General features: G+C 55.4%; 17 protein-coding genes. 6 read left to right on the top strand and 11 right to left on the bottom strand.

The annotated features are described in order from the left end of the window. Positions 1–196: 196 nt before the first annotated feature. Positions 197–523 (top strand): helix-turn-helix domain-containing protein, encoded by a 327-nt coding sequence (locus AC1RMF_RS23520; RefSeq protein ID WP_493144729.1) that lies wholly within the window; start codon positions 197–199, stop codon positions 521–523. 1 nt (position 524) lies between these two features. Here AC1RMF_RS23520 and AC1RMF_RS23515 read toward each other — a convergent pair whose 3' ends face one another. The 4 genes from AC1RMF_RS23515 to AC1RMF_RS23500 form a co-directional block, all read right to left on the bottom strand. Then, entirely contained in the window at positions 525–1,157 is a 633-nt protein-coding gene (locus AC1RMF_RS23515; protein WP_493144727.1) for a hypothetical protein, read from the bottom strand. A 64-nt stretch (positions 1,158–1,221) separates the two neighbouring features. Continuing rightward, a complete protein-coding gene (locus tag AC1RMF_RS23510; RefSeq protein WP_493144725.1) occupies positions 1,222–1,410 on the bottom strand; it encodes a hypothetical protein in 189 nt (62 codons plus the stop codon). A 96-nt stretch (positions 1,411–1,506) separates the two neighbouring features. After that, positions 1,507–2,478, bottom strand: coding sequence for a DUF932 domain-containing protein (locus AC1RMF_RS23505; RefSeq protein WP_493144723.1), 972 nt, complete (start codon positions 2,476–2,478; stop codon positions 1,507–1,509). Between the two features lie 146 nt (positions 2,479–2,624). Further along, the gene (locus tag AC1RMF_RS23500; RefSeq protein WP_493144721.1) at positions 2,625–2,957 is read right to left on the bottom strand and encodes a hypothetical protein; all 333 of its coding nucleotides are present in this window, start codon (positions 2,955–2,957) and stop codon (positions 2,625–2,627) included. Positions 2,958–3,716: 759 nt separating this feature from the next. Between AC1RMF_RS23500 and AC1RMF_RS23495 the strand changes: the two genes are divergently transcribed. Then, complete coding sequence (locus tag AC1RMF_RS23495) at positions 3,717–4,649, top strand: hypothetical protein (protein WP_493144719.1); 933 nt, start codon at positions 3,717–3,719, stop codon at positions 4,647–4,649. A 52-nt stretch (positions 4,650–4,701) separates the two neighbouring features. Beyond that, the gene (locus tag AC1RMF_RS23490) at positions 4,702–8,625 is read left to right on the top strand and encodes a beta strand repeat-containing protein (RefSeq protein WP_493144716.1); all 3,924 of its coding nucleotides are present in this window, start codon (positions 4,702–4,704) and stop codon (positions 8,623–8,625) included. 29 nt (positions 8,626–8,654) lie between these two features. On the opposite strand, the gene AC1RMF_RS23485 is transcribed toward AC1RMF_RS23490, so the two are convergent. Next, positions 8,655–8,846, bottom strand: a complete 192-nt coding sequence (locus AC1RMF_RS23485; protein ID WP_493144714.1) for a hypothetical protein — start codon at positions 8,844–8,846, stop codon at positions 8,655–8,657. On the opposite strand from AC1RMF_RS23485, the gene AC1RMF_RS23480 reads away from it, so the two are divergent. From AC1RMF_RS23480 to AC1RMF_RS23470, 3 genes are all read left to right on the top strand, one after another. Continuing rightward, positions 8,845–10,932: a type I secretion system permease/ATPase gene (locus tag AC1RMF_RS23480; protein ID WP_493144712.1), complete on the top strand. Its 2,088-nt coding sequence runs from the start codon at positions 8,845–8,847 to the stop codon at positions 10,930–10,932. The genes AC1RMF_RS23485 and AC1RMF_RS23480 overlap by 2 nt on opposite strands. Next, positions 10,929–12,269, top strand: a complete 1,341-nt coding sequence (locus AC1RMF_RS23475; RefSeq protein ID WP_493144710.1) for an HlyD family type I secretion periplasmic adaptor subunit — start codon at positions 10,929–10,931, stop codon at positions 12,267–12,269. Before AC1RMF_RS23480 ends, AC1RMF_RS23475 begins: the two co-directional genes overlap by 4 nt. A 103-nt stretch (positions 12,270–12,372) precedes the next feature. Continuing rightward, entirely contained in the window at positions 12,373–13,737 is a 1,365-nt protein-coding gene (locus tag AC1RMF_RS23470) for a TolC family protein (RefSeq protein WP_493144708.1), read from the top strand. Positions 13,738–13,885: 148 nt separating this feature from the next. On the opposite strand, the gene AC1RMF_RS23465 is transcribed toward AC1RMF_RS23470, so the two are convergent. The 6 genes from AC1RMF_RS23465 to AC1RMF_RS23440 form a co-directional block, all read right to left on the bottom strand. Further along, entirely contained in the window at positions 13,886–15,178 is a 1,293-nt protein-coding gene (locus tag AC1RMF_RS23465; RefSeq protein ID WP_493144706.1) for a tyrosine-type recombinase/integrase, read from the bottom strand. 246 nt (positions 15,179–15,424) lie between these two features. Continuing rightward, positions 15,425–16,858, bottom strand: coding sequence for a benzoyl-CoA 2,3-epoxidase subunit BoxB (gene boxB / locus AC1RMF_RS23460; RefSeq protein ID WP_493144769.1), 1,434 nt, complete (start codon positions 16,856–16,858; stop codon positions 15,425–15,427). A gap of 289 nt (positions 16,859–17,147) precedes the next feature. Continuing rightward, positions 17,148–19,475, bottom strand: a complete 2,328-nt coding sequence (locus AC1RMF_RS23455; protein WP_493144704.1) for a TonB-dependent receptor — start codon at positions 19,473–19,475, stop codon at positions 17,148–17,150. Between the two features lie 99 nt (positions 19,476–19,574). Then, entirely contained in the window at positions 19,575–19,928 is a 354-nt protein-coding gene (locus tag AC1RMF_RS23450) for a DUF2946 family protein (RefSeq protein ID WP_493144703.1), read from the bottom strand. A gap of 114 nt (positions 19,929–20,042) precedes the next feature. Further along, entirely contained in the window at positions 20,043–20,459 is a 417-nt protein-coding gene (locus tag AC1RMF_RS23445) for a DUF2946 domain-containing protein (RefSeq protein WP_493144701.1), read from the bottom strand. A 47-nt stretch (positions 20,460–20,506) separates the two neighbouring features. Beyond that, a complete protein-coding gene (locus AC1RMF_RS23440; protein WP_493144699.1) occupies positions 20,507–21,541 on the bottom strand; it encodes an AraC family transcriptional regulator in 1,035 nt (344 codons plus the stop codon). Positions 21,542–21,569: the final 28 nt, after the last annotated feature.

The following is a 21,569-nucleotide window of genomic DNA, read 5'->3' as shown; positions in this document are numbered from 1 at the left end:
AAAGTAAAAAAGTTGAGTTGATTGGTTAAAGCGAATGAGTTGCTGAGCGTTTCGAGGGGAAGGCCATGGGGTGCATACCGTTGTCCCAATGCAGGCCAGGTGATGACAGGCTCCCTCCCAAAAGCTTGCATTCCGAGATCATAAAGGGTTTCAAACACCGTGGTATCAAACACCTCTTTTGGTAACGATCAGGAGGATGTCCAAAGCGGTACCCCGTCCCGATCCATCTGCCCCGCTGTCGCTGCGCCAGGTGTTTGCACGCAACATCCGGCTGGTGCGGGTGCACGCGGGCATGTCCCAGGAAGCCATGGCCGATGAAGCGGGGCTGGACCGCGCCTTTGTGGGAACACTGGAGCGTGGGCAGCGCAATATTTCTGTCGACAACATCGAGAAACTCGCTGCCGTAGTTGGAATGCCCGCACACGAGTTGCTAGACCCGGCGCTGCCAGAGCGCAAGGGTCTTGATGTCACCCGCACCCGTTCACCCCGCACGGTCCGGGTGCACGCCATCACCCGGCGCTGAATCACAGGCTCAGAACGAGCAGGCCTTGCAGGCGCACTGCACTGGCCTTGCCGTCCAGATGCCGGTAATGCAGCCCGTATCCAGCAGATGCAGGCACCGCACGGCCCGCCTTCCCCAGCAGTTCCAGCCGTGCGTTATGGCAGGTTCCCCAGGGTTCACTTGCTGTGGGGTCCAGCAAGAGCAGGGTGCGGATGTGGCCCGCAGTGGAATCCATCTCCACACCCGTGACGGTTGCCCACAGGCTGGAAGTTGCGCTGCAACACTGCACCATGCACATGTGCCCATGTTGCACCGCTGCGCCCGCAGCACTGCCGATGGCGCTTGTCAGCCCTGATTCCACCAATCGCATGCGAATGGACGCCTCACCCAGATGCATCTGGGCACCGTCCATCCAGCGACCGTCTTGTGTGAAACCACGGCGAGATAGATGCGCAGCGGCTTCGTTAAAGGGAAGCTGGCCCAGCACCGCCACACACTGCGCCAGACAGAACGGGCCACTGTCAGCAGCCTGCACCGAGTCCGGGTTACCCAATGGCAGATTGCGGTAACGGTGTCCAGAAGCACCCGACACGGTGTACTGCAACAGCGTATCGAAGCGCAGACCTTGCGCAAAGATGTGCAGCAGCTGGGTCATGAGCCCTCCAGAGAGGTGTTCACCTGCTCACAGGGATGCTCCGGCTGAGTCGTTTGGTTGGGCATCATGATGGCCCTCCCGTGAATACAGGCGGATTGAGGCCAACTGGTGCGGCATAGGAGCTGCCAATGCCGCCTTTGCGAACAGAGAGCCATTCTTCCCGTGGCATGTCGTGGGTCTTGAGCTTGAGGGCCGGTCGAGAGGCCGCAGGTCGGGAGGCCCACGATGGAGGGGCTTTCATGGGGTGTTTCATGGTGGTCTTTCAGCAAAAATGCCCCGCGCAGTCCGAAGACTGGGCGGGGCTTATGACGCAGGGTTGCGGGATGTCTGATGAGAGGGGCGGTCGCCCTCAGGACACCAGTTGCAGGGCTTGATCCAGGGCTCGCTGCTTCAACGCAGCACCTTGTCCGAACCACGAACTGCACAAGCGTGACTCGGCGGAACGCGCAGCCCGTTGATGATCACAAAACTCAGTAACTGCGTTAAGCAATCCCCACGCAGTGCCATTGGCCGACGTCAGTTCTGCCCCTCGCCCCTGACCCTCGTAGAGCGCCTGCACCTTTTTAAGGGCGCGCTCGTTTGTGAGACGTAGCGTGGGATCAGGCTGGTCATCGGTTTGGCAAAGTACTTTCAGAAAATACCGCATAGCCTCGTGGCTGCGTACCTTACGCTCTGCCAAGGTTCTCATATTGAACATAAAGTGGTCCCACTGCGCTACTGCAACGCCGAGTTGTTGTTTCACGGCTTGTGCATTGAAGTGGGTACTGTGAGGCACTTTGATTGCTCCCGTGGCCCCATTCAGGGCAATGGAAAGCGTGTTGTTGCACACCACCCGTATCGTGGTGGGGGTGGCTGTGGTTGCCAGCGTGCCATCGCAGGATGTGGCCAGAAGCAGGTAGCCGTTGACCACATCGCCACCCTTTAAAGAGGCCGATTTACCAGTCTTTGCCAAGGCCCAGAACTTGCGACCTTCCCTTAGAACACCCGCCGTGTCGAGTTCAAAACCGGCAACCTCAGACAGGTCTCGATAGAACTCCAGCACATCACGAGGCTGCACCACGCGATAGCGCCCGCCGACGACAGACAGCGGAGCTTTTGTATCGCTTCGAAAAAGTACACGCTGGTCATCGAACGTCATGATATTGCCCAGTGCGCCACTTTGTTCGGCCATGTAGCGCACTGGTGTTTCGCAGATGTTCCAATCCATGCCTGCAGCCTTCGCCCAAGTAGAGATGGACTGTTTGGGGGGCAGCGCATTGCCAAGCCCATGCCAGGGTGTTGTTGCGCCCAAGTAGGCCATGGAATTTACGAGATGAGCCATGATGAAAGTTCCTTTCAGATGAATGGGTGGGGTCTTCCGCCGAAGAAAGGGGCGAGACTGTCCACGGAAGTAGTGGTTGATGGTGGCGGGGGAAGTGATAGGTGGCGGGACGTCGGCGTCGATGCCTGTCAATACCAGCACAGTTCTTAGTCGGGCGCGGCCTTGAAGCGTGAGCCGCAGTCCAGGCAGCGATAGTTGTGCAGCACCGTGGTATCGAGGGCCTGTCCAAGGGATGCGCCGATGTTGCAGCCGGTGGTGCCACCGATCAGGCCACCAAGGACCGCACCGGCAATGGTGCCCAGCAGTGCACCGCCGGGACCAGCAGCGAAACCCAGGACGCCGCCGATTTCTGCGCCGCGCAGGACACTGGCAATGCCGCTGGCAGCACCTGAGACGGCTCCAATGACGCTGCCCGTCTTTTGCGCGAGGTCACGGCTCAGCACGCGACTGGAGTGGCAGTAAGGACAGGGTGGGAGCATTGGGCTATCCCCTATAGCGCGTGGAGCACAGGCAAAAAGATGGCTGCTGCCACACCCGTTGCAAAGATGATGAGAAAGCAGATGAGCAGTTGGGCGGGCAGAGAAAAAAGTGGCATGACAAAACTCCTGTAAAAAAGTGCAGCAAAAAAGAAGGCTCAAACCCTCCCAGGACGAATCCGGGGAAGGCTTGGGCCTTTGGAGAAGCCAGCACGGGGACTGGCGAGGGAGGAAACTCAGAGGGGCTGCTGTGTGCTACTGGGCCACCCTCAGAAGGAATCGTGGGATAGATTCAGTGCGGTTATATGTGGCCGAAAATTTTTAGATTCGCAGCGAGTGGGCAAGTGCGTTGGTCCAACTCACAGTGTTGAATGGCAGAGGCGTAGCTGCGGCGGTGGTCGGCAGCTTGAAGGAACTCAGTGACGCAGGACATCGTGGAATATTGTGCAAGTCATGTTGGTACTCATCAAAGTTGACCTGACGCCGAAATGGGAGACGAATTCTTGATGGTAAAGAAATGTGTCTGTGGTGTGAACTTGGCGTAAAAATAGGTCACAACGTGAAAAGATTGAATATCATCTCGCCAAATTTCTAAAAACAGCATTTTGTGAAGAAAAGCTGTTTCACTATTAACTGCCACAAGTGTGGGGGAGCGGTTGATCAGCAATATGTAAGTCATTGCATAGGCAACTCTTGTTGGCTTTGCAGTTGCCGTTCGATTTTGAATGAGTGATTTTGAGAAGCGTTCAGCTGAAATCGCAGATGTTGCTTTTAATCTACTTCAATGCAGAAATTAATTTTATGTTGAAACCAGAATTCAAAGTTCGATTGGTGAGTAAATTAAACAATAAGCGTCGGAGATATTCAGCAATGCAATTGTCTGGTTTGCCACTGCTGGTAATAATTGCCACGACAGTTTGCACATTGACCATGGGGCGGTTACAGGCTCAGGTCAAAAGCGAGGCATGGTGTGCGCCTGATGCGCCCCGCCATGCGCCTCACGCCCTCACAGGGGAAACTTGTCCTCGCGTTGGCAGTATGGGCGGTGTCAAGCTTGCAATCCCCCAGCATTATTTGATGGGACCAATGGCTTACAAGGGCGTAGATATCTGGGACCCTAAATCCTTTGCAAGTCGCTCCATGCAACCCACTTTTGATAATGAGTTGGATTACTTTGCCATCAAAATTCGATTGAATAATTTCAAACCAATTGAAACGCAAAAAGATTGGGATGATTTCGATAAAAAGGATAAAACCCTGCAGATCCAGCCCCTTGAAAATCGATGGATTAATGTGAGTTTTAATGCGCAAGATTATATAAATGCCAAGGGTACTTTTAAATACGCCTATCAGAATTGGCTCAAGGATGACTCAATTTGGGGGCCTTTTATTAAACAGCCTGACACTTGGGGTTTACAGCATTACATCTCCGCCAAGCAGCCATCAACGGATGCTGATGGTTGGCAGCATGAGTTTTTCTATGATGCAAAGACTCAAGCCACTTTCATTACTTGCAAAAACACCATCCAGACGACAACTGGCAAGTTGCTAAATTCCTGTCAAATCGAATTCATCCTTCCAGAAGTCAAAACACTCATGCGTGTCACAGGCATACAAGACAAAGACGATCTTGCCCGCTGGCGCGACATCGAAGCGGGTATTCACCAAGTGGCCCAGTCGTTTATCGTGCCGTGAATAATCCACACGCGCTCTTTCATTCGCTATCCATTCCCTTCAAAGTTAAAACATGCCTAACGCTCTTACTACGGCCCAACTGAAATCTGCAAAGACCATGATTGCCAATGGGGATCTGATTGGCTTTTATAACTACATGAGTAGCCAGGGGTATGGCTATGCCAATATCGCCAAGGGTGTTGTGGAATGCTCGTTATTGACGGGCGGCTCCACAGCACAGAATTTCATGACGCAATCGGCCAAAGCCCAAGGCGTTAATCTGACAGTAGATCAAGTAAAAACCATTGAAACGGGAATGGCCAATGGCTATGTCGATACATTGATTGGTATTTCAAAAAATGCAGACGGAAGTGACGGAATTGTTAACCGTGATCTCCATTATGACGAGGCACACACTTTTCACAACGATGTTTTTAATAAAAACGGTCTCCTTCCGGACACCTGGACTCTTGATGCGCCGTCAAAATATCTGACACCACAGCAACTCGAATCAAACTGGCAGGCCTCTATTGACCCAAATAAAAGTGCAGCATCAGGGTTCCTTTTCGGTTGGATGAAAGACATGCAGGTTGCATCGACTGCAGCCAATTCAACAGGAAGTCCAAGCGCGACGGGCATCAACAATTGGATTCAAGATGTTACGCTTTACGGCATAAAAGCAGGTACCTCTGATGCGATTGGCCTAACCGATGCTAATGCCGCGTGCAACAACTCGACGGCTTCAAGCATTGTACAAACTCAAACTACTGCAAATACGCTTAGTCAACAATATACTCAGCCAGTTGCTTCCACAACACGCCCCAATTCGTCAACATTTGTGACTTATACCGGCACGCATAGTGTCGTGTTGAACAGCAGTCCGAATGGGGTGGACTATGCGGGTCTGTTGGATATAGTCACACTGGAAGCGGCAAAAGGCAACAAGATTACAGTGGCTGATATTTTGGCAAACAATCCTCAATTCACCAATCCCAACCAAATCCCAGCAAACACCAACATTCAAATTCCACAGCGTGCGGGTGACAACGTCACATACAACTACATCAATGGAGTAGCGGTCACCTCGAATGCTAAGACTGGTGAGTATTCAATGACTACTCCCAACACCATGGACAGCACCGGTGGTTCCGTTATTTATTCAAGAACGATAGACCCAGTGACTGGTGGCTTCATCGTTTCACAAAAGCAAATCGATATTAATGGCAATATAGTGAGTGAATCTGTTGGATATCAGGATAAAGATGGAAACCCCGTTATCGTCAACCTGACTGAACAGGCGACTAAAGATACGATTGGAAATAAGTCGGATGATCTGAAAGCGTTTAACACTTCTGGCTCGGTTCAATATGAACAGGTGACAAACACTGCCACCACAGGTCAAGTCAGTGCAATTATCTCAGGAATAGGTGACCCTGCAAATCTTAACAATGCCACCATCATGGTAGTTCAAGATGCTATTGCCACTATTGTGGGAGGCGGTAACACTATCAGTGAAGGTACCAATGCCCAAGTCACACTCAATGGAACCAACGGTAATGCCGATTCGATTACCGTCAGCAGCGCGGTTGTTAACTTGGGTGCAAATACCCAAGCCAATTTGATTGGTAACAGTGCCTCGGTGAACGCTGATAGCAGCGACAATTTAGTCATATCCGGTGCTAAGAATGCAATCACGGTTAACGGTGCAAGCTCTGCCGTTACGGACTCCGCAAATGGTGACGTGGTGAGTTTAATTGGAAATGCCTCTACTGCATCGTTAAGTGGCGTGGGAAGCAGTCTCAACCTAACGGGTAGCAATCAGATTGGATGGTTACGTGGTAGCAATGAGACCGGTACTGCCTCTGGCACTTTAGGTACGATCGACAGTTTTGGAGCCGGCGACGTCACTGTACTGCAAGGTAATAACGATGGCGGCCATGTCTATGGAAGCGGCAGTCAGATAAACAGCTATGGAACTGGTGATCTATCTCAATTGATGGCAGGTGGAACCAACAATACGGCGTCAGTAAATGGAATAGGCAGCAGTGTTTATGACTGGGGTGGGGGTGGTATAGCTTGGCTACGCGGCACCAATGATTCTGGCTACGCAGAGGCTTCCGGTAGCACGATTGACAGTTTTGGAAGCAATGACGCCACGGCGTTGGTAGGCAATAATAACGGTGGTCATGTCTATGGAAGCGGCAGCCAGATTTACAGTTATGGAACTGGTGATCTATCCCAATTAATGCCAGGTGGAACCAATAATACGGCGTCCGTAAATGGCACTGGTAGCAGTGTTTATGACTGGGGCGGGGGCGGTATAGCTTGGCTACGCGGCACCAATGATTCTGGCTACGCAGAGGCTGCCGGAAGCACTATCGACAGTTTTGGAGCCAGCGACACCACGGTGTTGGGAGCCAATAACGATGGCGGCCATGTCTATGGAAGCGGCAGTCAGATAGTCAGCTATGGAACTGGTGATCTATCCCAATTAATGACAGGCGGGACCAACAATACGGCATCCGTAAATGGTACTGGCAGCTATATATATGACTGGGGTGGTGGTGGAATTGCCTGGTTGCGGGGGGCAAATGATTATGGATATGCAGAAAGCACTGGTAGCACCATTGACAGCTTCGGGTCAGGTGATGTTACTGTACTGCAAGGCAATAATAACGGTGGTCATGTCTATGGAACGGGCAGTCAAGTAAACAGCTATGGGACTGGTGATCTATCCCAATTAATGACAGGCGGAACAAACAATACGGCGTCCGTAAATGGCACTGGCAGCAGTGTTTATGACTGGGGTGGAGGCGGTATTGAACGGTTATACGGCTCAAATAATGCTGGCTACGCGGAAAGTACTGGCAGCACAATTGACAGCTTCGGTACGCTTGAATATGCCTATGCTTCGCACAGCACGATTACGCTCGAGGATCACACTACTGTGGCTCAATTCTCAGGGGATGGAAATGCAATTAGTGCAGCGGTAGGTGCGACTCATGTACTTGTCAACGAAAGCGGCATAGGCAATATCGTGAACCTAAACGCCTATAGTAATAGTCTGGCCTCCGCTGGTGCAGGCACTGGCTCCATCATAAATGCGACTGGCGACACAGTCGATCTTGGGCCCAATGACAGCGCGACAATAGTCGGCAGCCATGACGCTATTCTCGGTTACGGATACGACCAAATTAACGTATACGGCCAATATGATGCGGTCACGGACCCCTTCAGCACAGCAACTTTCACTGTATTTGGAGACGACACGGGGGACACAGCAGACGGTGTCACTTTGCCATATGAAACAACCGGTGCGATTTCAGTTGCGGACCCCATCATTCTCAATCTCCAAGGCGGCAAGGTAGACACTCAAGGTCTGGCCACGTCCTCAGCCTTTTTTGACATGCAAAACAGTGGTCAATCGGTGCAGACAGGCTGGGCAACCGCAGGTGAAGGCATGCTGGTGAATGACAAGAACCATACTGGTGTAGTCAGCAGCAGCGCTGATCTGGTTGCGGGCTTTTCAGAATTACAGACCCTGGATTCCAATGGCGACGGCAAGCTCGATTCCAATGACACATCCTGGGGTGATCTCAAAGTCTGGGTCGATTCAACTGGCACTGCCAGTTTTCAGTCGTCCGATCTCTATACTCTTGATCAGTTGGGTATTACCAGCATTGACTTGAATGCTAGTCGCGTAAACCAGGACAACAATGGCAATGGTATTTTGGACGACAGCACTTTCACTCGGGTCGACGGTACGAGTGGGGATATTGCCGGTGTGAATCTGGCGTTCCGGGGTGGCGCCCAGTCATCGCCTGTTGCCTCAGCCAGCACTATCGACACTAGCGTCAACAACGCCAGCGGCCAGACCAACCTGGACCAACTCATTCAGGCCATGGCCAGCTTTGGAGTGCCCTCAGCGGCACAGACCAACCTGCCTGCCGCCAACGATAGTTTGGGTAGTACACCGCTGCTGGCTGCAGCACACTGAATCTTTCTGAAACAAGCACCAACTGGCGGCTAGTGCCGCCAGTTGGTGCTTGTCATCCAGTAAGCACTTTCCGCAAACACTTTTCCTTGAGAACTCCCTGCAAATGCGCTGGGAATTTGCATGTCTGCCATACCCTTAAAGCCTAGCGATACGTTGTCCCCGCCTTCATTGGCATCCAGTACTGCAATTCCCACCAACACGGGTTTGCAGTGTTTGCTCATGATGGCAGGCTTGCATGGTGTACCGGCCGATGCTGCCCAATTGCAGCACGAGCATGGAAGTGAAGTGTTCACCACTTCCACCATCCTGCTGGCTGCAAAGAGGCTGGGGTTGTCTGCAAAGGCCGTAAGACAAGACGTCAAGCGGCTGGACCGCGCGCCCCTGCCTGCCATTGCACAGGACTTGAATGGCCACTTCTTTATTGCCGGTAAACATATTGCAGACAACGATGCTTCTACACGCATTCTGATACAGCGACCAGGCAGTGCACCGGAGGTGGTGACACTGCAGGCCTTTGAATCCCTGTGGCGCGGTGAACTTCTGTTTTTCACCAGCAAAGCAACCTTCTCGGGAGAAATGGCCAAGTTCGACTTTACTTGGTTCATTCCGGCGATCGTCAAATATCGCCGCCTGCTGGGTGAAGTGCTCCTGATCTCCCTGGTGCTGCAACTCATTGGTCTGGCCACCCCCATGTTCTTCCAGGTGGTCATGGACAAGGTGCTGGTCAACCACGCGATGAAGACGCTGAACGTCATTGCAATTGGTTTGGTGTGCGCCACTTTGTTTGAAGCCATGCTGACAGGCATTCGCACCTACGTCTTTTCCCACACCAGCAGCAAGATTGACGTGGAGCTTGGGGCTCGGCTCTTTAAACACCTGCTCAATTTGCCCATCAGCTACTTTCAAGCACGCAGAGTGGGCGACTCGGTTGCACGCATCCGTGAATTGGAAAACATCCGCTCGTTTCTAACCGGCAACGCGATGACCCTGGTGCTGGATGTCATGTTCTCGTTCATTTTCCTGGGAGCCATGCTCTGGTACAGCGTGACACTCACCGTAGTGGTGGTGGTCTCTATCCCGGTCTACGTGGCGCTGTCCATGGTGTTCACGCCTATATTGCGAGTGCGCCTGAACGAAAAGTTTAACAAGTCCGCGGAGAACCAGTCTTTCCTGGTAGAGACCTTGAGTGGTATCGATACCGTCAAGGCCATGGCGGTGGAGCCACGCTGGCAGCAGAAGTGGGAAAAGCAACTCGCGTCCTATGTGTCAGCGGGCCTGTCCACCACCAACATCGGCATGGTTGCCAGTGGTGGGGTGACCTTAGTCAGCAAACTGGTGACTGCTGCAATCATGTGGTTAGGTGCAGGGCTGGTGATCGACGGCAAGATGACCGTTGGTGAACTGGTTGCCTTCAATATGCTTTCCGGCCAAGTGGCTTCCCCCATTCTCCGGTTGGCCCAGCTTTGGAACGATTTCCAGCAGGTCGGCATTTCCATGGGGCGACTGGGTGACATCCTGAACGCCCGTACTGAGGTCTCGGGTCAGAAGACCCGAATTCCACGCATTGCCGGTGCTATTGAATTTGACCAAGTGTCTTTTCGCTACCGTCCTGATACGCCAGACGTATTGCGCAGTGTGAGTCTCAAGATTCAGCCAGGGGAAGTGATTGGCATCGTGGGGCGATCTGGCTCCGGCAAAAGCACGCTCACCAAACTGGCTCAGCGCTTGTTCATTCCTGACCGTGGCCGTGTACTGGTCGATGGGCAAGACATTGCCATTGTGGACACCACCAGCCTGCGCCATCAGATCGGCGTGGTCCTCCAGGAAAACACTCTTTTCACCCGCTCCATCCGGGACAACATTGCACTGTCCAATCCGGCCTTGCCCATCGAGGCAATCATTCAAGTGGCCAAGCTGGCGGGCGCCCACGAGTTTATTTGTGAACTGCCCGAAGGCTACGACACACTAGTGGGAGAGCATGGAACGGGGTTGTCTGGCGGGCAGAGGCAACGCATTGCGATTGCCAGGGCACTGATATCAAACCCACGCATCCTGATCTTTGACGAGGCCACTAGTGCTTTGGACTACGAGTCAGAAAAGATCATCCAGGACAACATGCGCAGCATCTGCCATGGCAGAACGGTATTGATCATTGCGCACCGACTCTCTGCAGTGCGGGAGGCCAACCGTATCGTGGTTATGGAGCGCGGTCAGGTTGCTGAAGTGGGAAGCCACGACCAATTGTTGCAAAACCCCCAAGGCATCTACAGCCACCTCTATCGACTGCAGCAAGGTGGTGCATTGTGAGTTGGCACCGGCTGGAAGCCTACTTTGAACTGCTGGGGCGCTACAGAACAGTTTTTGCGCATTTTTGGAAAGAGCGTCACAACCTGGGTGGTGGCATCTTCAATGAGCAGGAAGCAGAATTCCTGCCTGCAGCGCTGTCCCTGCAAGAAAAGCCCGTATCCGCAACGGCCAAAATCACAGGTCGCATCCTGATGGCCATTGTCATTACCGCTCTGGCTTGGTCCATCCTGGGGAAGATGGACATCGTGGTCAATGCCGCAGGCAAGATCATCCCCAGCGGCTATACCAAGACCATTGCTTCCGTGGACGTTGCCTCGGTGCGTGCGCTGTACGTCACGGAAGGGCAAGTAGTGAAAGCCGGTGATGTCTTGGTGGAACTGGACTCCAGCGCCACGGACTCCGAGCATGACAAAGCCCAAAGTGGCGCCACAGAGGCAAGACTGCAGATGGCAAGGTCTACTGCATTGGCAGACGCGGTGCGCAGCCTGAAGTCCCCCGCATTACCGAAGTTGGATGGCGTCTCTATTCAACAATGGCAGTCAGCCGCAGGCCAATTGGACAGCCAATACCGGGACTTCTACGCCAAGCTAACTCGCCTGGATGACGAGATTGCGCGCTATTCCGAAGCTTTGCCACTGGCTACACAACGTGCCCAAGACTACAAGGCACTGTCTGACAACAAGGATGTTTCTGTCCATGCTTGGCAAGAAAAAGAGCAGGCCCGTATCGATCTGGAAGGCCAGTTGCATGATGCAAGCAATCAGCGTAAAGCGTTGATTGCCCAGAGCATCAAGGAAGCCAACGATGCCTACACTGATGCTTCCAAGACACTGCAATCCAGTGTGCAGGATGCACGGCGCTCGGGCGAGCACAGCAAACTCTTGAAACTCACCTCTCCAGTGGATGGCACAGTGCAGCAACTCACCGTGCATACCGTGGGTGGGGTGGTGCCTGCCGCGCAGCCCTTGATGATGATTGTTCCCAAAGAGAATCAAGTGGAAGTGGAGGCCATGATGGAGAACAAGGACATTGGATTTGTGCAGGAAGGCCAGCAGGCGGAAGTCAAAATCGATGCCTTTGATTACACACGGTACGGCACAGTTTCAGCCACAGTAAGCCATGTCTCACGGGATGCGATTCAGGATGACAAGAAAGGACTGCTTTATAGCGTGAAGGTGGCGTTGGATAAGTCCAGCATGGTGGTAGATTCCAACACCGTATCGCTCACGGCAGGCATGAGCGTGAATGTGGAGATCAAGACCGGTGAGCGGCGCATTATCCAGTACCTGCTGTCCCCGCTGATCCAGCATCAGCACGAGGCTTTACATGAACGCTAGGGTGGCTTGGAGGCTGCTGCCGTTGGTATTGATGCTTTGCTGCGGCACCCATGCATATGCTTGGCCCTCGATCAGTGAGTGGGCAACACCCTTTGCAGACCCTTTGAACGTTCATCCGCCCGTGCTGGATGCGGGCGCTGCATCCCTGCCAGGAGACGCGCAAGTCACATGCACTAGCAACACTTCTGACCTGCTGGCGAAAGGCTCCAAGGCGCCACTTTCGTCTACGCTTTCGCTTGCGCAAAGCGTAGACATTGCCCTGTGCAACAACCCGCAAATTCAAACGTCTTGGGCCAGCATCAAGGTGCAAGCTGCAGCGCTGGGTGAAGTCAAAGCGGCCAATTTACCAACGGTCAGTTTAAGCGTGGGGCAGAGCAGCGACCAAACCGCCTATCCTGGCTCGCAGTTTCCTTCCTCGGCCGTGGACACTACAACATCCAATGCGACCGTGAACTGGCGACTATTTGATTTTGGGGGGAATGACGCCAGCCGACGCAGCGCGGTGGCGCTTTTGGAGTCCGCGCTTGCGAGCCACGATGCCACCCTTCAAAAGACACTGACAGCGGTCATTGGTGCGTACTTTGATGCGCAGACCGCCCACGCGACCCTTGACGCGCGGCAAAGCCAGGAGCGACTGGCAATGCAAACTCAGCAAGCCGCCATCAGAAAAGAGGCCCGCAACGCAGGCTCCCAGACGGACACTTTGCAGGCAACCACCGCATTGGCTAAGGCCTCCCTGGAACGCAGCAGAGCATCCGGTGCCTACAAAAGGTCGTTGGCGGTGCTGGTGAGTGCTATGGGCTTGCCACTTGGCGTGCAATTTGAAGTGGCAGACGACGGCGCTCCTGTTACTGCGACATCGGCATTGCACGCTGATTTGCAAGACTGGTTGAGAGAAGTTCAAACAAACCATCCTGCAATCCGCGCGGCCCAGTTGCAGTTGGAAGCCGCCACCCAAAAGCTCGAAGCAGCGCGTTCCGAAGGAAAACCCACGCTAGACTTGGGAGTGAACTACTACGAGAACGGCAGGCCCAATCAGACGTTGAGTCCGACCAGGACACAGGAAACACTGGCTGCAATCACGCTTAACATCCCGCTGTTCACTGGATTTTCCAACACGTACAAGGTCCGAGGCGCACAGGCTCAAGTGGAACAGTCCCAGGCGCAGGTTATCGACGTGCAAAACCAAGTCTTGGCCGAAGTGGTTAAAGCCCATGCGGATGCCGAGGCTGCGCTGGATAACCTGAGTGCCACGGAGCAGCTATTGAAGGCGGCCAGTGCGGCGACTGAATCCGTACAGCGCAAGTTTGACAGAGGTGCTTCTGACATTCTGGAATTGCTGAGCACGCAATCAGCCTATGCCGATGCGCAGTCGGAGCGCTTGCGTGCCCTGGCCGACTGGAGGTCTGCGCGGCTTCGACTCTTGGCGGCATCGGGTGTAATGAACCGAGCAGAAATTTTGCAATAGTTGGTTTAGGCGTTTCAACAAAATGAACTGGACGGATATTTCATCCGCCACCCCGCTACATTGTCTTCTCAATCCCCGTCCAGCATCGGTCTGGACGGGGGTTGTGTTGGTGCGGTGCCGAAACGCAAAAATAAAATCTTGATTGGGACTATTTGGTCTGCTTACGCCGGGCGGATTCATCTGGAACTGTGCAGCAAAAATTGCTCCACTCAACCATCAGCGATTTCCGCTTGTCAAACTGAGTTCCCCGCTGATAGGCACGCTCTACGGCATCTGGCAGTTGGTGGGCCAATGCATGCTCCGCAACCTCACGTGGATAGGTCGTCTTTTCCGCAGCCCACATCCGAAACGTGGACCGAAACCCATGCACAGTGATCCCATCGCCATTCACGTCCACCCAAATCGGCGTTTCTTCATCGCTGTTCATGCGTCGCAGTACGGCAGTCAATGACATATCCGAAAGCTCTTGCTTCTTCGTGCCCGCAAAGACGAATCCCTGCCTCTTGGCATCAACAAGGCTGTCTTCATTTGCAGTACCTGCTGAATGCATGGTTTTCAGTATGGCAAGCGCTGCATCGGACAGTGGTACCTGATGTTCTCGGCGTGCCTTCATGCGCTCAGCCGGTATGGTCCAGACATTGTTCTCAAAATCAAACTCGCTCCACTGAGCGCCACGTACTTCCCCAGAGCGGCAGGCAGTCAGGATGCAGAATTCCACGGCCCTGGCCGCAACACCCTCGCGCTTCTTGATGGCACCCATAAATTCACCAATGCGCGACCATGGCAGGGATGGGTGGTTCTTGACTCTGGCGGTCTTGCTGATGCTTGCCAGCAGGTTCTCCAGGTGGCCTTTCCAGCGGGCTGGATTCTCTCCGGTGCGGTATCCGCTGGTGGTGGCCCAACCCAGAACAGACTCAATGCGGCCACGCAGTCGGGTTGCCGTCTCTGCCTTGGTTTCCCAGATGGGAGACAGGCATTTGACAATCAATGCAGTGTCCACTTCTGCCACCGGCAGCTTGCCAAAGACAGGGCTTGCATAGGTGGTCAAGGTGTTGGTCCACTGGTCACGGTGCTTGTCGTTCTTCCAGCTCGCCTTGTGGGCATCGATGTAAGCCTTGGCGCACTGGTCAAAGGTCATCATCCTGGCGCGCTCAAGTGCCGCAGCGGTTTTTTGCTGGTTCTTGACTACCAGGGGGTTTTGCCCGTCCACCAGAAGTTTGCGTGCTTCGAGTGCCTTGACGCGGGCCTCGGCCAGCGTAACCGTGTGAGTTGGACCCAGCCCCATGCCATGCGCCTTACCATCACGCATGTAACGAAAGAGCCAACTTTTGGCACCGGCGCGGGTGATTTGAAGGGTAAGTCCTCCTCCATCTCCGTACAGTCCGGGCTTGGTCAACTTCGCGACCTGAAGCGCTGTGAGCTTGGCGAGTTGCCGTGCCATGGGTTCGAGTATCCTTCTCTTATGACTATCAAATTGACTATCAAATGTTGGTTGGATTGTATCAATTTGAGTAGGACGCCATTGGACAGAAAAAGACTTTTCTCCCTCGTACAGAGGGATGTTGCAAGATGTCTTCGGATTTCTTTGGACAGCTTTAACGGGGACACCTTCTCCGCCAATGCAAACGGCCTGCTGCTATTCAAATAGCAGCAGGCCGTTTTCTTTTATGCCGAATTACGCGCCGCCTCAGTCGATCTTCACATACTCATAATCCACCGGTTGCTGGTTGATGCCAGTGCGCGGAGGGGCGATCCAGGAGGCGTAGGCACCGGCCTCGTGGCAGGGTTTCATCAGCGAGTGGATGAACTGCATGTCGTTGTCGTTGGGCAACCAGTTGCCTTTTTGTGCGTTCCACTCGGACTCTGTAAGCAAGGTGCCGCTGGGGCTTATGCGGTGTCCCGCAAACTCGCCGATGCGGCGGTTGAAGCCCTTGTGGGGTTGCGTGATCTTGAAGTTGATGCCGGCTTTTTCAATCACTTTGTTCCAGCGGTCGATGCCGCCCTGGCAGTCGGCGATGTAGTCGTCCAGCAATCGGCAGTTGATGGCACGCAGGGCGGGTACGGACTCATCCACCAGCTTGCCGTCGACCACGCGTGTGACGGTGTAGCTTTCGTTCTGCAACTGGTGATCGTCGTTCAGCTTGGCTTCGTTGAAGCGGCCTTTGAGGCCGGAGCTGAAGGCTTCGGCGCCGTTGCTGGAGATTTCCGAGCCAAACAGGTCGCGGGTTACCGACATGTGGAAGTTGGCCTTGCGTTGCAGCAGCGGCAGGTCCACCACGCCGAGCTTGCGGATGGCTTCGGTGTCGTAGGGGTCGGTGATGCCGGCCTTGACCATGGCATTGCAGGTGGCCTCGATGGTGCGGCCCACGCCGGTCTCGCCCACAAACAGGTGGTGCGCCTCTTCGGTCAGCATGAAGCGGCAGCTGCGGCTCAAGGGGTCGAACCCGCTCTCGGCCAGTGCGGCCAGTTGCATCTTTCCGTCACGGTCGGTGAAGTAGGTGAACATGAAGAAGGACAGCCAGTCCGGTGTGAGTTCGTTGAACGCACCCAGAATGCGCGGGTTGTCCTGCTGGCCGCTGCGGCGTTCCAGCAGGGCCTGCGCTTCTTCGCGGCCGTCCTTGCCAAAGTACTTGACCAACAGGTACACCATGGCCCAGAGGTGGCGGCCTTCTTCCACATTCACCTGGAACAGGTTGCGCATGTCGTACAGGCTGGGCGCGGTCTTGCCCAGGTAGCGCTGCTGCTCCACGGATGCAGGCTCGGTATCGCCCTGGACCACGATCAGGCGCTTGAGCAGGGCGCGGTACTCGCCGGGCACTTCCTGCCAGGCGGGCTCACCCTTGTGCTTGCCAAAGGGAATGGTGCGGCCTTCCACTGGGGACGCCAACAGAATGCCCCAGCGGTAGTCGGGCATCTTCACGTAGCCGAACTTGGCCCAGCCAGCCGGGTCCACGCCCACGGCGGTGCGCAGGTAGACGTCAGCATCCTGGAAGCCGTCCGGACCCATGTCCTTCCACCAGTCGATGTACTTGGGGTGCCAGCTCTCCAGGGCGCGCAACAACTGGCGGTCGGAGGAAAGCCCCACGTTGTTGGGGATGGAATCGTCGTAACTGACTTCCACAAACCGGTCGTTCTCAACGGATTCGCGGTCTTCAACTAATGCATCTGTCTGGCTCAAGTGTCTTCTCCTGTAAAAGTTATGCGAATCACAAGAGCACTTTAATGCATGCATCTTTGTGATAAGCGGCACTATGATGCATGTATTGATGAGTGAGTTTGCGATAAATCAAACAAATGTGAAACACATTGCATGAAATGCGGCAGAAAAACCCGCTACCAGGAGATTGGAAGCAGCATGGCGCTACCGCCGCGGGCCAGGCCCGCAGCGCTCCTGGTGGCAGGGGGGCTAGCTAGAACCTGTAGTTGACGCCAACGTACAGTGAGCGGCCCATGCCGGGCACGGCGGTTCCCCAGGACGAGGCATTGTTGGTACCCACTTCGCGGTTAAGCGACATCGTAAAACCCTGCCCCACATAGGCTCCACCCAAGGGCTGGTAGTACATCTTGTCAAACAGGTTTTCAATGCCAAAGTCCATTTGGAATCGGCCGCGGGTGTAGCTCGAACGCAGGTTCACGAGGCTGTATTCGGGCGTACGCACTTCGTTGCGTGTGGCAGAAACATCGTTCTTGGCAGCCACCGAGACCAGCTCGGCTGTGTTTTCCCAGCCTTCCAATTTCTGTACCAGCGAGAAACGCGCATTCAAGGGCATGACGTTGTACAGATTGTCTCCCGTGGTCAGGTTTTTGCCGTTTGTATAGTTGAGGCGCGCCTTGACACTCCAGAAACCCCACCCATTGGCGCCCACCGGCGCTTGTCCGGCGATGTTCATGCCGTACAGGCGCGCTTCCTGGTTGACGTACTGGAGTTTGACGAAGCCTGTGGTGGCTGAGATGTTGGAGGCCGCGGAACCGGGGTAGTTGCGTGTCGCGTCTATGTAGTCCTGCACATGCGTGTAGAACGGCGTCACGGAGAGTTGCGACTCCCGATCACCACTGTGCCAGTCACTGGTGAAGCTCAAGGTATGGGCAACCTCGGGCTTGAGGTTGGGGTTGCCTACATAGCCATTTCCGTCACCCACAAAGTTCACCATTTCCATGGCCATTGCGTTGGTGGACCAGGCGTAGCGCTCATAGAGGTTGGGTGAGCGTGTCTTTTGCGAGAGCCCGAGTTCAAACGACTTCTGATCATCCGGCTCATACCGGCTGATGGCGCTCCAATCGAGGTTGTTGTCCGTACGGTGCTTGTCGCTCGCGTTGTAGGCAGCGGCTCCACCGCTGGCGCTCACGGCACTTCCCACGTACATCATGCCCGTGTTGTAGCCCTGGGCCGCACCGGTGTTGGTGCTCACCTGCTCAAGGCGCAACCCCAGCTGGCTGAACCATTGCGCATTCCAGCGTGACTCCAACTCCCCAAATACGGCCTGTCGGTCACGTTGCCCGTCTCGGATATTCCAGAAGGAGTAAGGCGCCATACCGCCAGAACAGATGCCCACGCCGCAATTGGGCGACGGCGGCCACCAGTCATTGAGGCGGTACTGCTGCCAGTCCAAGCCCACGCGTGCAAGGTGCCTATCGGACCATTCAAACTCTGCCTTCAGGGCCAGACCGTCAGTCTTTCCGTCGGTATTCATTGGCATGCCGTTGACCGGATAAGTGACACCGTTGGTTCCGGTGATGGCGCCGTAGTACATGACCTTGTCTGCGCCAAAGTCCATGTGGTGGGTCACAGTCTCGTGGTAGGCCCGTATGTCAAACAGCCCCCAATCCCTCTGGCCTTGGTAGCGCAGGTTGTAGCGCTCCGCCGTGTTCCCCAACATGTCCATGCGCTGATTGGGGTACATCTCGTAAGGAATGTCCTGGTAGCCGACGGCGGCCTCCAGGATGTCCTGCCCGGCCTTGGCCGCCAGGGTCAGCAATTGGTTGCGCGATTTGTACGCCGTTGAGCCGACTTCATTTTGGTCAAGGGTGCTGCCGTAGTTGGCGCCACTCACCGCCGATGCGGGGCGGATCGAGGTGTAGCTCTTGAAGTCGCTTGCTGCCTTGTAGTTGGAGGACTCGGCCGAAGACGCCTTGTAGGAAAGACTCAGGCTTTCCCCGGCAATCAGCACGCCCAGGTTGTAAGTCTTGGCATCCCCGTTGCTGCGGTAGCTGGTGCCCACCTCACCATTGAGTAAGAGTCCCTGCGATGCGGATGCAAAGACAGGAGCCTGTGAAGTGACAAGGATTGCTCCCCCCACGCTGTCCCCACCCACGCTGACCGGAGAAACACCGGGGTACACGCGGATCGATTGCAACTGGGTGGGGACCACATAGGACAGCGGGGAGTTCATGTGGTTGGGGCAGGAGGCAATCAGGTCCATGCCATCCACCTTGATCCGCAAGCGATCATCGGCCAGACCGTTGATTGCCGGAAGGCTGGAGACTCCGCCGGCACCATACAGACTCAGCCCGGGCACGTCCTCCAGCAGGCGGGCCGAGTCGCTGGTGTACATGCTCTGGCGGGCTATCTGCGATGCATCCAGCGCCGAGCTGCTTGTCGGCACCCGACTGGCCTTTACGACCACTTCCGGTAATTGGGGAGGTTGCTGTGCCCCCGCGTGTGTTGACACAGCTGCCAGCAAGGCCATGCCTAGCGATGACATGGCAGGTGTCGTCGCTGCTATCTTTTGCTTCTTCATGTTTTCGTCTTTCAAGATGAGGCGCGCCGACCTCTGATCGGCAACGCAAAAAATTTCCTGGTGACCCAGGTCCATCAGACCTGCTTCAAACAGGTCCGCTCAAGTGGAAAGACTGGCAGGAGGTGCGCGGGAAGGTGGCGGCGCAGCGGCAGTGGGTTTGGTATGAATTTCCAAACGCAGCGGCAAAGGTGGCTGGTACGGAACCGCCGCAGGCAGGTGGATTGCAAAGGAGGCAACCGGCCCGATGAAGTTGACACAGACGGGGCAATCCCATGTGGCGGATGAAGTGCTCGGTGCGGACTGGCTTTGTTCGATGACCTGGGCGCCGGCGCTGGTGCAGACCAGTGTCAGCAGTCGGGGGGCAATGAAAGGCGAGGCAACTGATGCGCCCACTGATAGGGCGAACCAGACCAACACGTAGCGGGCAAAGCGCAATGCCAGGGACAAAGCCATCGATGGGGGTACTTTGATTACGGATTCCCCAGCCGTACCGGAAGATCAACTTATGGCAGCAGCGAGGGCAGGGCAGCACCGGGCGCCTTGGCGCACCGGTTCATGCGGGAGCAGTTATGCCAGCGGCGGAGCGCGTACTGCCGGAGACTCCCAGTGGGCCTGGGAGTGGACTTGCAAATGGGGGGCGGGGGCCAGAGGCCCGCTGTCCGCACGGTCTGTCACCGACCCGTGTTCCACAACGGCAGGGAGACCTGGCGCACCTGCATGTAGCAGGCAATAGGGGCACTGCGCCAGCACCATGGCGCCCTGCGGTGCGTTTGCAGGTTGGGTTGGGCTTTGCGCAGTGTCTGATTCGTCCGCCGCAACCTTGATCCAGATGGCACCTTGCGTGGTGCACACCTCGGTCCAGCCGGAACGCGGCGCTGACTGTTTTCCGGAAACAGCATGTGCAACCGACGGCATGAGGCTATTCAACAGGATCGCCAGGATGGCAATCCATGTGGACCAATAGCGTCTAGGGTGGCTGTTCATGTTCGGCGCAGTATACGTGGCAGGTCTATTTGAAAAGCTGATGCATGTCAGATGCGCGCGTAGTCTTCCGCGTCCCTGTATACCTGCGGCGCCACACCCGTCCAGCGCTTGAACGATTGCGAAAAGCTGGAGGCATCACTGAAGCCCAGCCTTGCGGCAATCTCGTGGATGCCGAGCTGGCTGTTGCGCAGGTACTCGGTGGACTGGGCACATTGGAATTGCCTGACCAGTTCGCGGAAGCTGGTGCCTTCGCTGGCCAGCATGCGCTTCAAGGTCCGTTCGCTGGTATTGAGCAGGGCGGCCATATCGCCCAGCTGGGGAATCTTGTGCAGGTTCAGGCTGAGATACTGGTTGACGATGGCAGCGGTGCCCAGTTTGGAGCGACGCTTCTCCAGCAGCTCGACGCACATTTGTTCGCACATCAACGCTGCCGACGGATTGGCCAGCGGCAGCGGGTACTCCAAGAACTTGCCGTCAAAAATCAGCATGTTGTCTGCCGCACCAAAAAACGGCTCTATGCCGAAGGCTTCGGTATAGGCAAGTACGTCTGAATGGGCCGGACAACGGGGCTGCTTCAGCCGGACTTCCGCCAAGCGGAAGTTCCGCCCGAGCGTACTGCGGATCAACTGCAGCGCGGCCGTCATGTCCCGATTCAGCAGGAATTCCTTGAGTTCCGTTTGCAGGTTCGCCTCTTCAAATTGCAGATGCGCAAACCCCGCGTCGAAGCGGTAGCGGATGGTGGAGAACGCAAAGGTGAGCGGCAGGAACTTCAGCGCCTGTGTCACGGCGGCGCCCAGCGTGGCACAACTCATCAGCCCGAATCCCCACACGCCATACACCGATGGTTTGTAGCGCTGGCCAATGAGCAGGCCCAACCGGGACGAAGCCTTGGACAGGCGCAGCAGGTTCGACACAACCCGCAGCTCCTGCGACGCGGACACCTCCGCGTTCGGGTCGGTCAGTTGGTGCTCTGACAGCTTGGTACCGCGCAGCAGGGCCGCAGCATCGCGCCCCGTTTCCTTGCCGAATGCAACGAGCAGGGCGATGCTTGCAGGGCTGCGGGTGTAGTCCAACAGGCTCATCAGTGATTACCCTTGTTTGGTGAATTTG

Source organism: Rhodoferax sp. GW822-FHT04A08, assembly GCF_058801025.1.
The sequence above is the reverse complement of the archived record's forward strand: the minus strand, read 5'-3'. Positions and strand labels throughout refer to the sequence as shown.